The sequence below is a fragment of the Streptomyces sp. NPDC005775 genome (genome assembly GCF_042871565.1).
In the GTDB taxonomy this organism is placed as follows: domain Bacteria; phylum Actinomycetota; class Actinomycetes; order Streptomycetales; family Streptomycetaceae; genus Streptomyces.
In genome coordinates this window covers 1-12,483 of the sequence record NZ_JBIAIU010000017.1, presented here as the reverse complement: position 1 = coordinate 12,483, position 12,483 = coordinate 1, and the positions used below count along the sequence as shown (strand labels likewise).

Genomic DNA, 12,483 nt, shown 5'->3' with positions numbered 1-12,483 from the left:
CGGGCATCCCGGAATCAGCCCCCTGGAACCGCCGCCGCGCAGGCCCTAAACGTCGGCCCGCGCCGTGGCCAGCAGCTCCTCCGCGTGCGCCCGGGCCGTCTCCGAGTCCTCCTGGCCCGCGAGCATCCGGGACAGCTCCCGCACCCGGTCCTCGCCCTCCAGGACCGTGACGCCGCTCCTGGTCACCGAGCCGTCCACGGTCTTCTCGACCAGCAGCTGCCGGTCGGCGAACGCGGCCACCTGGGGCAGGTGGGTGACGACCACGACCTGGGCCGACCTGGCGAGCTTCGCCAGCCGGCGCCCGACCTCGACGGCCGCCTTGCCGCCGACGCCCGCGTCGACCTCGTCGAACAGGTAGGTGGGCACGGGGTCGGAGCCGGCGAAGACCACCTCGACAGCGAGCATCACCCGGGACAGTTCACCGCCCGAGGCGCCCTTGGCGATCGGACGGGGCTGGGCGCCGGGGTGCGGGGCCAGCAGGAGTTCGACCTCGTCGGCGCCGGACGGCCCGTAGGTCACGTTGCGTCCGCCGATCTCGATACCGGACGCCTCGTCCGCCGACTCGGTCTGCCGGATGTCGAAGGAGACACGGGCGTGCGGCATGGCGAGGGAGGCGAGTTCCGCGGTCACCGCTTCGGCGAAGAGCGCGGCGGCCTCCGTACGGGCATCGCTCAATGCCTGGCCGAGGACCGAGAGTTCGGCACGCAGCGCGTCCCGCTCCGCGGTCAGTTCACCGATCCGGTCGTCGTCGCCCTCCAGCTCGCTCAGCCGGGCCACCCCGTCCTCGGCCCAGGCCAGCACGGCGGCGATGTCCGCGCCGTACTTGCGGGTGAGGCCCGTGAGCGCGGCCCGTCGTTCCTCGACCGCGGCGAGCCGCAGCGGATCGGAGTCCAGCTGGTCGGCGTACCCGGACAGTTCGACCGCGACGTCGGCGAGCAGGATGGAGATCTCGCCCACCCGCTCGGCGAGTGCGGCGAGCGCCGGGTCGTGGGCACGCACCCCGTCAAGGGCCTGCCCGGCGGCTGCGACGATCGTCGTCGCGTCGACGGCCTCCTGGTCCTCGGGGTTGCCGGCCAGCGCGGTGTGCGCGAGGGCGGCGGCGGAGGCCAGCGCGTCGGCGTGGCCGAGGCGCTGGGCCTCGGCGGCGAGCTCGGTGTCCTCGCCGGGCAGCGGTTCGACGGCGGCGATCTCGTTGAGCCCGAAACGCAGCAGATCGGCTTCCTGGGCGCGTTCGCGGGCGCGCGTCGTCAGCTCGTCCAGCTCACCGGCGACCTCGCGCAGCCGCCGGTAGGCCGCCGCGTACGTGGCGTGGGGCACGGCGACGCCGTCGCCCGCGTACCGGTCCAGGGCCTGCCGCTGCCGGGCCGGCTTGAGCAGCCCCTGCTGGTCGGTCTGGCCGTGCACGGCGACGAGTTCGTCGGCGAGCTCGGCCAGCACGCCCACCGGCACCGATCTGCCGCCGAGATGGGCGCGGGAGCGCCCTTCCGCGGAAACGGTACGGCTGATGAGCAGCGCACCGTCCTCGATCTCGGCCCCGGCCTCCTCGGCCCGCAACGCCGCGGCATCGCCCTCGGCCACCGTGATCCGGCCCTCGACGACAGCGGCCTTGGCACCGATCCGCACCAGGGCGGGATCGGCGCGTCCGCCGAGCAGCAGCCCCAGGCTGGTGACGACCATGGTCTTACCCGCGCCGGTCTCACCGGTCACCGCGGTGAAACCGGGTGACAGTTCCACCACCGCGTCGTCGATGACTCCGAGCGACCGTATCCGCATCTCCTCCAACACGCACATGACCATACGAGGTTTCGTGGCCCGCGCGCACACGGGCCGGGGTCGGGTCGTCGGATCCACCGGTACGGGAGCCTGCCGGGGTCAGTGCGGGGCGCCCCGCCACCCCGACACCGGCAGGGCGAACTTGGCGACCAGCCGGTCCGTGAACGACGCCTGGTGCAGCCGGGCGAGCCGTACGGGCACAGCACCGCGCCGGACCTCGACGCGCGCGCCCGCGGGCAGCTCCACGGTCCTGCGCCCGTCGCACCACAGCACCCCGTGCGGGGTGTGCGGCTGGACCTCGACGGCGAGCACCGAGGTCGGCGAGGTCACCAGCGGCTTGGCGAACAGCGCGTGGGCGCTGATCGGGACCATCAGGAGCGCCTCGACCTCGGGCCAGACGACAGGGCCGCCGGCCGAGAAGGCGTACGCGGTGGAGCCGGTCGGCGTCGCGCACACGATGCCGTCACAGCCGAAGCCGGTCACGGGCCGGCCGTCGATCTCCAGCACGACCTCCAGCATCCGCTCCGGCGAGACCTTCTGGACGGCCGCCTCGTTGAGCGCCCAGTCGGTGTGGACGATGGCGCCGTTGCTGTGCACGAGGACGTCGATCGTCATGCGCTCCTCGACGGTGTACGCGCGGGTGACGACCCGGTCGACCACCTTGTCGAGGTCGTCGCGCTCGGCCTCGGCGAGGAAACCGACCCGGCCGAGGTTGACGCCCAGCATCGGGACGCCGGAGGCACGCGAGAGTTCCGCACCCCGCAGCAGCGTCCCGTCGCCGCCGAGCACGATCAGCAGCTCACAGCCGTTGACCGCCTCGGGCGTGGTGTCGGTGACCGTCTCGACGGACGGCGGCAGCGGCAGATCGGCCGCCTCGTGGGCCAGGACCCGTACACCCAGGCCGCTGCGGAGCAGCCCCTGGACGACGAGCTCGGCACTGCGGATCGCGGCCGGACGGCCGGTATGTGCCAAGAGAAAGACTGTTCGTGCCGCATTCGTCGTCAACGAGGCCCCTCCGCCACTGCACGGTCGACATCTGCGGGATCAAGTTCCGGTGCTCCGGCCCGCAGCCACAGAAAGTACTCGACGTTCCCCGACGGCCCGGGCAACGGGCTCGCCGTCACACCCCGCACGCCCAGGCCCAGGGCCCAGGCCCGGCGGGCCACCTCGCGTACCGCTTCGGCGCGCAGCTCGGGGCTGCGCACCACACCGCCGCTGCCGAGACGCTCCTTGCCGACCTCGAACTGGGGCTTGACCATGAGGACCAGGTCGGCGTCGGGGGCGGCGCAACGCGCCAGGGCGGGCAGCACGAGGCCGAGCGGGATGAACGACAGGTCGCCCACCACCAGGTCCACCGCCTCGCCGTCGATCGCGTCCAGGGTCAGTTCCCGCACGTTGGTACGGTCCTTGACGGTGACGCGTTCATCGGACTGGAGCGACCAGGCGAGCTGCCCGTAGCCGACGTCCACGGCCACGACACGGGCCGCTCCGGCCCGCAGCAGCACATCGGTGAACCCACCGGTCGACGCCCCGGCGTCCAGTGCCCGCCGTCCCTCCACCTTCAGCCCGAGGGGGACGAAGGCGGCGAGGGCGCCGGCCAGCTTGTGGCCGCCCCGCGAGACGTACTCGGGGTCGCTGTCGTCCTTGGTGACGACGAGGGCGGCACTCGTCTCGACCTGGGTGGCCGGTTTGGTCGCGGTGTTGCCGCCGACGGTCACCCGTCCTGCGGCGATCAGCTGGCTGGCGTGCTCGCGTGAGCGGGCGAGCTTTCGGCGTACCAGCTCGGCGTCGAGGCGGCGACGGGCCACTCCTGCCACGTTCGGTTCAGCTCCTGTTGTCGTACGAGTGGGGGGACGGGGGCATCGGTGCGGGCCGGGCGTCCAGCGCGGTCAGCGCGTCGCGCAGGCCACGGTGTACATCCTCGTACACCTCGATGTGTCCGTCCGCCGCGAGATGGTCCACGTCGGCCAGACGCTCCAGGTGCGCGTCCACGCCGGCGTCGCCCGTGGGCGCGCGCACGGCCCCGAGGGGCGCCGGGGCGGCAGGCTCGTGCGACACCGCGGGGGGCGGCTCCTGCGGGGCGTCCTGCGGCATCCTGCCGGGCGCGGTCCCGGCGGCCGTCTCCGGCGCCGGCGTCGAGTCGCTCATGCGGGAAACGCTACCGCGAAGGGCTGCGGTACCGTCGGTCACGATGGCGACCTTGACGGAGTGCCGCAGCGCGCTCGACAGACTTTCCGACAACCTCGCGGGGGCCGACGGCGATGTGCGCGGCGCGGCGGCACTCGACCGTTCCCTCAGCTGCCACATCAAGGACCTCGACGTGACGTTCACCGGACGACTCACCGACGGCCGGATCCGGGTCCTGGACACGGTCGAGGGACCTCCCCGGGACAAGGCGGAGATCCGGCTCGCGATGACCGGGGACGATCTGGTGGCGATGGTGAACGGCGAACTGAACTTCGCCAAGGCATGGGGCTCGGGCCGAGTCCGCCTGGAGGCGGGCTTCCGCGACCTGCTGAAACTCAGATCGCTGCTCTAGCGCGGCTGCGACGCCGGCCGTACGGAGCCCGTCCGGCGCTGGAGGACGAGGCGTGGCCGCGGGTCACGCGCCCCCGGACACCGATGCCCGCGGCCCCCGCACCCGCGCGGCCGGCACCACCAGTGGCGTCCCCGTCTCCGGATCGGAGATCACCTGGCACCGCAGCCCGAACACCCGCTCCACGAGCTCCGCGGTGACGATCTCCCCGGGCGGGCCCTCCGCGACGATCTCGCCCTCCCGCATGGCGATGAGATGGGTGGCGTAGCGCGCGGCATGGTTCAGGTCGTGCAGGACCGCCACCAGCGTGCGCCCCTGCGTCTCGTGCAGTTCCGCACACAGGTCGAGCACATCGATCTGGTGCTGGATGTCGAGGTACGTGGTCGGCTCGTCGAGCAGCAGGAGCGGCGTCTGCTGGGCGAGCGCCATCGCTATCCAGACCCGCTGGCGCTGACCGCCGGACAATTCGTCGACATAGCGATCACCCAGCGTGCCGACGCCGGTCGACGCCATCGATTCCTCGACAATGCGTTCGTCCTCGGGTGACCACTGCCGGAGCAGCCCCTGGTGCGGGTAGCGCCCCCGGGCCACGAGGTCCGCCACCGTGATGCCCTCAGGTGCGATGGAGGACTGGGGCAGCAGCCCCAGAGTCCTGGCGACCTTCTTCGCCGGCATGCCGTGAATCGACTCCCCGTCCAGCAGCACACGGCCCCGGGCCGGCTTCATCATCCGGGAGAGCGCCCGCAGCAGCGTCGACTTCCCGCAGGCGTTGGGGCCGACGATCACGGTGAACGAGTGGTCGGGGATCTCGACCGAGAGGTTCTCCGCGATGACCCGCTGGTCGTAGCCGAGGGTCACCGAGTCCGCGGTGAGGCGCTGCATGGTCGTACTCCGGGGGTGGGTCGGATCGGTTTCGGTGAGCGAAATAGGTCTTGTCCGGAGTTCCGCCGCGACGCCGCGGGGGAACTCCCGACAGGGCCTAGGGGCGGCGGGAGCGGTGCCGGACGCCCCTTCCGGGCCCCGTGGGCGGGCTCTCATATCCGGCCCGCCTTGCGCTCGGACACCAGGAGCCACAGCAGATAACAACCACCGAGCACCCCGGTGACGACGCCGACGGGCAGTTGCCGGTCGCCGAACGCCTCCAGCGAGACCCAGTCGGCCACGAGGAGGAGCGCCGCCCCCATGAAGGTCGCGGCCACCAGGTTGGGGCCGGTGGAGCGGGTGAGCCGGCGGGCGAGTTGCGGGGCGCTCAGCGAAACGAACGCGATCGGCCCCGCCGCGGCCGTCGCGACGGCGACGAGCAGCACGGCGGCGCCCATCAGGACGAGCCGGGTGCGTTCGACCCGCACCCCGAGCGCGTACGCGGCGTCGTCGCCCATCTCCATCACCCGCAGCGCGGGCCCGTGCCCGAACACCAGCGGGAGCAACACGGCACACACCACGAGCAGGGGCCAGACCTGCGCCCAGTCCCGGCCGTCGAGCGAGCCGGTCATCCAGACGACGGCTCGGGTCGCGTCGACCAGGTCGGCCTTGGTGATCAGGTACTGGGTCGCGGCGGTGAGCATGGCGGCGGCGCCGACCCCCACCAGGACGAGCCGGAATCCGTGGACGCCGCGCTTCCACGCCAGCAGGTAGACGGCGACCCCGGTCAGCAGACCGCCGACCACCGCGCCGCCCGCGACGGCGGCCGCACCGCCCTGGAAGAGGACGATCACGGTGAGCGCCCCGACGGTGGCGCCCTGGCCAAACCCGAGCACGTCGGGGCTGCCGAGGGGGTTGCGCGAGATGGTCTGGAAGACGGCGCCGCCGGCGCCGAGCGCCGCGCCGACCAGGAGTCCCACGAGCACCCGCGGCAGGCGCAGGTCCGTGACGATGAACTCCTGCTGGAAGGTGCCGTGTCCGAAGAGCGTGGTGACGACCTCGCCCGGCGTCATCGAGAAGTCACCGCTGCCGATGAGGACGACGGCCGTACCCGCCGCCGCGGCGGCGAGCAGCAGGATGACGAGGGAGGCCCGGGCGTGAATCCGGAACGAGTACCCGCCGGCCGTCCGCACGGCCCGCACCGACCGCGCCGTCCCCGCGGCCTCCGCCGGCGTCTGCTCCTTGGTGGCCTTCACAGCTGGGACATCCTCTTGCGTCGTACGAGGTGGATGAAGACGGGTCCGCCGATCAGCGCGGTGACGATGCCGACCTGCAGTTCGGACGGGCGGGCGACGATCCGGCCGACCACGTCCGCGCCGAGCAGGAGCACCGGGGAGAGCACGGCCGCGTACGGCAGGATCCACCGCATGTCGGGGCCGGTGATCGAGCGCACCAGGTGCGGGATCATCAGCCCGATGAAGACGATCGGCCCGCACGCGGCTGTCGCGGCGCCGCACAGGAGGGTGACGGCGAGCATCGCGAGGACCCGGGTCCGGGTCAGGTGGGCGCCGAGTGCCCGCGCCGTATCGTCGCCCATCTCCAGTGCGTTGAGCGGCCGCGCGATCAGGAGGGTGAGCAGCACGCCGAGCGCGATGAACGGCCACACCTTGCCGACGGTCTCCGTGTTCGCGGAGGCCAGCGAGCCGACGGTCCAGAACCGCAACCGGTCCAGTGCCGCCGAATCCAGCAGCTGTACGGCGTTCACGTAGCCGTACAGCGCTGCCGTGACGGCCGTGCCCGCCAGCGCGAGCCGTACGGGATTGGCGGACCGGCTGCCGCCGAGCAGGTACACGGCGACCGAGACGATCGCGGCCCCGGCGAAGGCGAACCAGACGTACCCGGTGAGCGAGGTGACGCCGAAGAAGCTGATGGCGGAGACGACCGCCGCCGACGCCCCCGCGTTGACCCCGAGCAGCCCCGGCTCGGCCAGCGGGTTGCGGGTCAGCGCCTGCATCACGGCCCCGGCGAGTCCGAGCGCGGCACCGACGATCAGCCCGAGCACGGTCCTGGGGATACGTACCTTCCGTACGAGGACGTCGTCGGCGCTCCCCGAGTAGTGGAACAGACCGTGCCACACATCGGCGAGCGGCAGCCCCTTGGCGCCGATCGCGATACTCGCGAGGCACACGAGCACCAGGGCGGCCGACGCCACCACGAGACCTGCGGCGCGTGCCGCATGGCGCCCGGGGGGCGCGGCGCTGTCCGACGCGGCTATCGGGCCTGCGCTCGGCTTCGGAGGACTCTCAACCAACACGCGGTTAGGTTAGCCTAGCCAACTATGAGCTCAGCCCTCCAGGGGCGGCGAACGGTGCATGGTGCGGGCTGACCCGGCCGCCGACGACGCTTCGCCCTACAGCCCGAGCCGGGCCACCGCCTTCCCCGCGTCCAGCGCGCACGAACCGTCTCCGGCGTGCGACCACGCGGCCGCGCACAGCGCCCGCAGACCGTCGAGCGCGTCCCCGTCCCCGTCCAGCACCAGCGCCTCACCGCGTACGGAGGCCGTCCAGCCGCCGCAGGCGTACGCCTCGTCCGTCCGCGTCACCTCGGGCTGCCCCGTCAGCAGACCACGCAGGTCGGCGTCCACGTATGTCGGCCGGTGCTCGGGCACCGCGGCCACCAGCCGCGCCGCGTCCGTCACCCCGGTGAGCACCAGCAGGGAGTCCACTCCCCCGTTGAACGCCCCTTCGATGTCCGTGTCGAGCCGGTCACCGACCACCAGCGGCCGCTCGGCCCCGGTCCGCAGGACCGTCTCTCGGTGCATCGGCGGCAGCGGCTTGCCCGCCACCTGCGGCTCGGCCCCGGTGGCGATCCGTACGACCTCGACGGCCGCGCCGTTGCCCGGCGCGATCCCCCGGGCGCCCGGGATCGTCAGATCCGTATTGGACGCGAACCACGGCAGCCCGCGATTGATCGCGTACGAGGCCTCGGCGAACCGGCCCCACGCCATGTCGGGCCCGCCGTACCCCTGCACCACCGCGACCGGGTCGTCGTCCGCCGACTCCACCGGCTCCAGCCCCCGTTCACGCAGCGCCACCCGCAGCCCCTCGCCCCCGATCACCAGCACCCGCGCCCCGGCCGGCAGCTGATCGGCGACCAGCCGGGCCACGGCCTGCGCCGACGTGATCACATCGGCGGCCTCGGCGGGCACCCCCAGCTCCGTCAGGTGCTCCGCCACCGCTGCCGGGGTCCGCAGCGCGTTGTTGGTGACGTACGCCAGGTGCATCCCACCGTCCCGCGCGGTGCCGAGCGCGTCGACGGCATGGTCGATGGCCTGCCCGCCCGCGTACACCACCCCGTCGAGATCGAGCAGCGCCGTGTCGTACGCCTCGCTCAGCGCGGTGCTGCTCCCGCTCGGCCTGGTCCTGCTCGCCTGACTCATATCCCGCGCTCCTCATCGCCTGCGTATCCCCCGATCATCGCGCATCCCGGACCCGCGCATACGATGCGGAAATGCACACACGAGGCTCGGCGGACCAAGGACTGCGGCTGACTCCGTTCCGTGGACTGCGCTACGTCCCCGAGCAGGTCGGCAGTCTCGCCGCGGTGACCTCGCCCCCGTACGACGTCGTCGTACGGCCCGATGGGCTGCTCCACCTCGAATCGGCGGATCCGCACAACATCGTCCGCCTGATCCTGCCCCAGGCCGACTCCGCGGCCGCCCGGCACGAGCAGGCCGCCGCGACCCTCAACCGCTGGCTGGCCGAGGGGGTCCTGGCCCCCGACCCGGAACCGACGCTGTACGTGTACGAGCAGAGCGACGGCGACATCCTCCAGCGCGGTGTCATCGGCGCCCTGGCGCTCTCGGAACCCGCCGACGGCATCGTGCTCCCGCACGAGGACGTGATGGCCCATGTCGTCGAGGACCGCGCCGATCTGATGCGGACCACCGCCGCGCATCTCGAACCTCTGCTGCTGACCTACCGCAGCGAGGGCGACGCCACGGGCGCGACCGCGGTCATCGAGCGGACCGTCCACCGCCCTCCGCTGCTCGCCACCACCACCGAGGACGGCTACAGCCACCGGCTGTGGGCGGTCACCGACACCTCCGACCGTGCGGAGATCGAAACGGACCTGGCCGGCCGCCAGGCCCTCATCGCCGACGGCCACCACCGCTGGGCCACGTATCTGCGGCTCCAGCGGGAGCACACCGTCCCGGGGCCCTGGGACTTCGGGCTGGTCCTCCTGGTCGACACGGCCCGCTATCCGCTCCGCGTCCGCTCCATCCACCGGCTGCTGCACGGCCTGCCCGTCCCCGACGCGCTGGCCTCGCTCGACGGTCTGTTCCGTGTCCGCGCCGTCGAGGGCCCGCTCCCCCACGCCCTGGACGTACTGGCCGGGGCGGCGGCCGAGAGCAACGCCTTCCTGCTCGCGGGCGACGGCGGCTTCCATCTGATCGACCGCCCGGACGAAGCCCTCCTGACCCGTACCGTTCCCACGGACCGGCCGGCCGCCTGGCGCACCCTCGACGCGACGGTCCTGCACTCGGTCCTGCTCGACCACGTGTGGCGGATTCCCGACGACCCGGCCCGCATCGCCTACATCCACGACACGGAGGCAGCCGTCGAACAGGCCGAGCGCCACGGCTCCACCGCGGTGCTGATGCATCCGGTGCGCGAAGAGGTCGTACGGGACCTGGCCCGGCAGGGCGTCACCATGCCGCGCAAGTCGACCTCCTTCGGCCCCAAGCCGGCCACGGGCCTGGTCCTGCGCAGCCTGGCCCTCGGCTGAGCCCTCCCTCCCGAACGCAGAAGAGGGCGGCACCCCATGGGGTGCCGCCCTCTTCCTATGCGTTACGCCTTGACGGGACCGTCGTCCTCGTCCTCGTCCTCGTCCTCGTCGTCGTCCTCGTCGTCGATGTCGTCGTCCGCATCGACCACGACCGGCGCCTCGGCACCCGCAGGTGCGGCGTCGTCGTCGTCACCGAGAGCGTCGACGAACTCGACACCGTCCAGTTCGGCGAGGCGGTCCGACGCGTCCGTGGAGCCGTCCTTGTCCGCCTCCAGGGCCTTCCCGAACCACTCACGCGCCTCGTCCTCGCGTCCTGCGGCCAGCAGCGCGTCGGCGTACGCGTACCGCAGACGCGGCGTCCACGGGTGCACGGCGCTCGACGCGAGCTCGGAGCTCTGCAGCGTCACGATGGCGGCGTCGATCTGCCCCATGTCCCTGCGGGCCCCGGCGGCGACGAGACGCATCTCGACCTGCCCGGCCTTGTCCAGCTTCTGGACCTCGGGCTCACCTGCCATGGCCATGGCGCGCTCGGGACGCCCGAGGCCGCGCTCGCAGTCGGCCATGACCGGCCACAGCTCCACGGAACCGGTCATCCGCCGGGACGCGCGGAACTCCGCCAGCGCCTCGGCGTACTTCTGGGTGGCGTAGGCGGCGAAGCCGGCGGCCTCCCGCACGGCGGCCACACGCGAGGCCAGCCGCAGGGCGATGCGCGAGTACGCGTATGCCTGCTCGGGATCCTCGTCAAGGAGACGGGCCACCATGACCAGGTTCCTGGCCACGTCCTCGGCCAGCGTCTTCGGGAGGCTCATCAGCTCCTGGCGGACGTCCTTGTCGATCTCGTGACCGGTGACGTCCTCAGGGATCGGAAGCCGCTTGATGGGCTCACGGTCCCGGTCATCCCGCCGCTCGTAACCACCGCGGTCGTCGCGCCCGCGGTAGCCGCCCCGATCGCGATCGTCCCGCTGCCCACGGAACGCACCGCCGGAGGAACCGCCACGGTTGTCGTCCCGACGGAAGCCACCACCGGACGAACCACCACGGCTGTCGTCACGACGGAACCCGCCACCGGAGGAACCACCACGGCTGTCGTCACGACGGCTGTCATCGCGGCGGAAGCCGCCGCTGCGGTTGTCGTCGTCGCGGCGCGGGCCACGCGGCCGGTCGTCACGGCGCTCGAACCCACCGCTGGGACGCCCACCACGGTCATCGTCCCGACGCGGAGCCCGATCATCACGACGGAAGCCACCACCGGAGGAGCCACCACGGTCATCGTCCCGACGCGGAGCCCGGTCATCGCGACGGAAGCCACCGCCGGAGGAACCACCACGGCTGTCGTCACGACGGAAGCCACCACCGGACGAACCGCCACGGCTGTCATCGCGACGGAAGCCACCACCGGAGGAACCACCACGGCTGTCGTCACGACGGAACCCGCCACCGGACGAACCGCCACGGCTGTCGTCACGACGGCTGTCATCGCGGCGGAAGCCGCCGCTGCGGTTGTCGTCGTCGCGGCGCGGGCCACGCGGCCGGTCGTCACGGCGCTCGAACCCACCGCTGGGACGCGCACCACGGTCATCGTCCCGACGCGGAGCCCGGTCATCGCGACGGAACCCGCCACCGGAGGAGCCGCCACGGCTGTCGTCACGACGGAAGCCACCACCGGACGAACCACCACGGCTGTCGTCACGACGGAACCCACCACCGGACGAACCACCACGGCTGTCGTCACGACGGAACCCACCACCGGACGAACCACCACGGCTGTCGTCACGGCGCTCGAACCCGCCGCTGGGACGCCCACCACGGTCATCGTCCCGACGCGGAGCCCGATCATCACGACGGAACCCGCCACCGGACGAACCGCCACGGTTGTCGTCCCGACGGAACCCGCCACCGGACGAACCACCACGATTGTCATCGCGACGGAAGCCGCCACCGGACGAACCGCCACGGCTGTCATCGCGACGGAAGCCACCACCGGACGAACCACCACGGCTGTCATCGCGACGGAACCCGCCACCGGACGAACCACCACGGCTGTCGTCACGACGCGGCGCACGATCCCGGTTGTCGCGGTCGTCACGACGGAAGCCGCCGCCACCGCTGGTCGGCCGGCTGTCGTCTCGACGGGCGCCGCCACTGCTGGTGGGCCGGCTGTCATCGCGCCGATTTCCGCCGCGGTCGTTGTCACGACGCTGGCCGCCTGACCGGTCGTCACGACCGCCGCTGAAGCCGCCCCGGTCACCGCCGTCCCGGCGACGCGGCTCGCGCTCCGAACGATCGTCGGGAGAGTTGGTGGACATCGGTGGTGCTCCTGTCATCGGGTACTACAGACATTCTCGCGCAGCCGGACACCCGACGCGCTTCGGAAAAACAAAAGGACCCTTGGTCCCAGCGTTGAACGCTGGGACCAAGGGTCCTTCAAAGATTGTTCGGCGGCGTCCTACTCTCCCACAGGGTCCCCCCTGCAGTACCATCGGCGCTGAAAGGCTTAGCTTCCGGGTTCGGAATGTAACCGGGCG

The 12,483-nt window shown here is 72.3% G+C and carries 12 protein-coding genes and 1 rRNA gene; 3 read left to right on the top strand and 10 right to left on the bottom strand.

Annotated features, from left to right (window positions below):
- Nucleotides 1–45: 45 nt before the first annotated feature.
- From recN to ACFYPA_RS31650, 4 genes are all read right to left on the bottom strand, one after another.
- Complete coding sequence (recN, locus tag ACFYPA_RS31665; RefSeq protein WP_389135773.1) at nt 46–1,791, bottom strand: DNA repair protein RecN; 1,746 nt, start codon at nt 1,789–1,791, stop codon at nt 46–48.
- Nucleotides 1,792–1,872: 81 nt separating this feature from the next.
- Entirely contained in the window at nt 1,873–2,778 is a 906-nt protein-coding gene (locus tag ACFYPA_RS31660) for an NAD kinase (RefSeq protein WP_359085603.1), read from the bottom strand.
- Nucleotides 2,775–3,590, bottom strand: coding sequence for a TlyA family RNA methyltransferase (locus ACFYPA_RS31655; RefSeq protein ID WP_359085604.1), 816 nt, complete (start codon nt 3,588–3,590; stop codon nt 2,775–2,777). The genes ACFYPA_RS31660 and ACFYPA_RS31655 overlap by 4 nt, the downstream gene beginning before the upstream one ends.
- Nucleotides 3,591–3,597: 7 nt before the next feature.
- Nucleotides 3,598–3,867, bottom strand: coding sequence for a hypothetical protein (locus ACFYPA_RS31650; protein ID WP_359320730.1), 270 nt, complete (start codon nt 3,865–3,867; stop codon nt 3,598–3,600).
- 97 nt (nt 3,868–3,964) lie between these two features.
- Between ACFYPA_RS31650 and ACFYPA_RS31645 the strand changes: the two genes are divergently transcribed.
- Complete coding sequence (locus ACFYPA_RS31645) at nt 3,965–4,312, top strand: SCP2 sterol-binding domain-containing protein (RefSeq protein WP_359085605.1); 348 nt, start codon at nt 3,965–3,967, stop codon at nt 4,310–4,312.
- 63 nt (nt 4,313–4,375) lie between these two features.
- Here the strand turns inward: ACFYPA_RS31645 and ACFYPA_RS31640 are convergent, their stop codons facing one another.
- The 4 genes from ACFYPA_RS31640 to ACFYPA_RS31625 all read right to left on the bottom strand — a co-directional run bounded on the left by ACFYPA_RS31640 (nt 4,376) and on the right by ACFYPA_RS31625 (nt 8,609).
- Nucleotides 4,376–5,191 (bottom strand): ABC transporter ATP-binding protein, encoded by an 816-nt coding sequence (locus ACFYPA_RS31640; RefSeq protein ID WP_359085606.1) that lies wholly within the window; start codon nt 5,189–5,191, stop codon nt 4,376–4,378.
- Between the two features lie 152 nt (nt 5,192–5,343).
- Nucleotides 5,344–6,426 (bottom strand): FecCD family ABC transporter permease, encoded by a 1,083-nt coding sequence (locus ACFYPA_RS31635; RefSeq protein ID WP_389135767.1) that lies wholly within the window; start codon nt 6,424–6,426, stop codon nt 5,344–5,346.
- The gene (locus tag ACFYPA_RS31630) at nt 6,423–7,382 is read right to left on the bottom strand and encodes an iron chelate uptake ABC transporter family permease subunit (RefSeq protein WP_359320733.1); all 960 of its coding nucleotides are present in this window, start codon (nt 7,380–7,382) and stop codon (nt 6,423–6,425) included. Before ACFYPA_RS31630 ends, ACFYPA_RS31635 begins: the two co-directional genes overlap by 4 nt.
- A 198-nt stretch (nt 7,383–7,580) precedes the next feature.
- On the bottom strand, nt 7,581–8,609 hold the full coding sequence (locus tag ACFYPA_RS31625) for an HAD-IIA family hydrolase (protein WP_359085608.1): 1,029 nt from the start codon (nt 8,607–8,609) through the stop codon (nt 7,581–7,583).
- A gap of 71 nt (nt 8,610–8,680) precedes the next feature.
- Between ACFYPA_RS31625 and ACFYPA_RS31620 the strand changes: the two genes are divergently transcribed.
- Nucleotides 8,681–9,958, top strand: a complete 1,278-nt coding sequence (locus tag ACFYPA_RS31620; RefSeq protein ID WP_359085609.1) for a DUF1015 domain-containing protein — start codon at nt 8,681–8,683, stop codon at nt 9,956–9,958.
- A gap of 62 nt (nt 9,959–10,020) precedes the next feature.
- On the opposite strand, the gene ACFYPA_RS31615 is transcribed toward ACFYPA_RS31620, so the two are convergent.
- Entirely contained in the window at nt 10,021–10,767 is a 747-nt protein-coding gene (locus ACFYPA_RS31615) for a tetratricopeptide repeat protein (protein WP_359085610.1), read from the bottom strand.
- Between the two features lie 30 nt (nt 10,768–10,797).
- Here ACFYPA_RS31615 and ACFYPA_RS31610 point away from each other — a divergent pair, with 30 nt between their 5' ends.
- Nucleotides 10,798–12,168 (top strand): hypothetical protein, encoded by a 1,371-nt coding sequence (locus tag ACFYPA_RS31610; RefSeq protein ID WP_389135762.1) that lies wholly within the window; start codon nt 10,798–10,800, stop codon nt 12,166–12,168.
- A gap of 223 nt (nt 12,169–12,391) precedes the next feature.
- Here the strand turns inward: ACFYPA_RS31610 and rrf are convergent.
- Nucleotides 12,392–12,483: ribosomal RNA gene (gene rrf / locus ACFYPA_RS31605) — 5S ribosomal RNA — on the bottom strand; the annotation flags it as partial.

What these genes read in the sequence shown, in the direction of transcription:
- recN (WP_389135773.1), bottom strand. Translation starts at nt 1,791, where the DNA reads ATGTGCGTGTTGGAGGAGATGCGGATACGGTCGCTCGGAGTCATCGAC.
- ACFYPA_RS31650 (WP_359320730.1), bottom strand. Translation starts at nt 3,867, where the DNA reads ATGCCGCAGGACGCCCCGCAGGAGCCGCCCCCCGCGGTGTCGCACGAG.
- ACFYPA_RS31645 (WP_359085605.1), top strand. Translation starts at nt 3,965, where the DNA reads ATGGCGACCTTGACGGAGTGCCGCAGCGCGCTCGACAGACTTTCCGAC.
- ACFYPA_RS31640 (WP_359085606.1), bottom strand. Translation starts at nt 5,191, where the DNA reads ATGCAGCGCCTCACCGCGGACTCGGTGACCCTCGGCTACGACCAGCGG.
- ACFYPA_RS31625 (WP_359085608.1), bottom strand. Translation starts at nt 8,609, where the DNA reads ATGAGTCAGGCGAGCAGGACCAGGCCGAGCGGGAGCAGCACCGCGCTG.
- ACFYPA_RS31620 (WP_359085609.1), top strand. Translation starts at nt 8,681, where the DNA reads ATGCACACACGAGGCTCGGCGGACCAAGGACTGCGGCTGACTCCGTTC.
- ACFYPA_RS31615 (WP_359085610.1), bottom strand. Translation starts at nt 10,767, where the DNA reads ATGAGCCTCCCGAAGACGCTGGCCGAGGACGTGGCCAGGAACCTGGTC.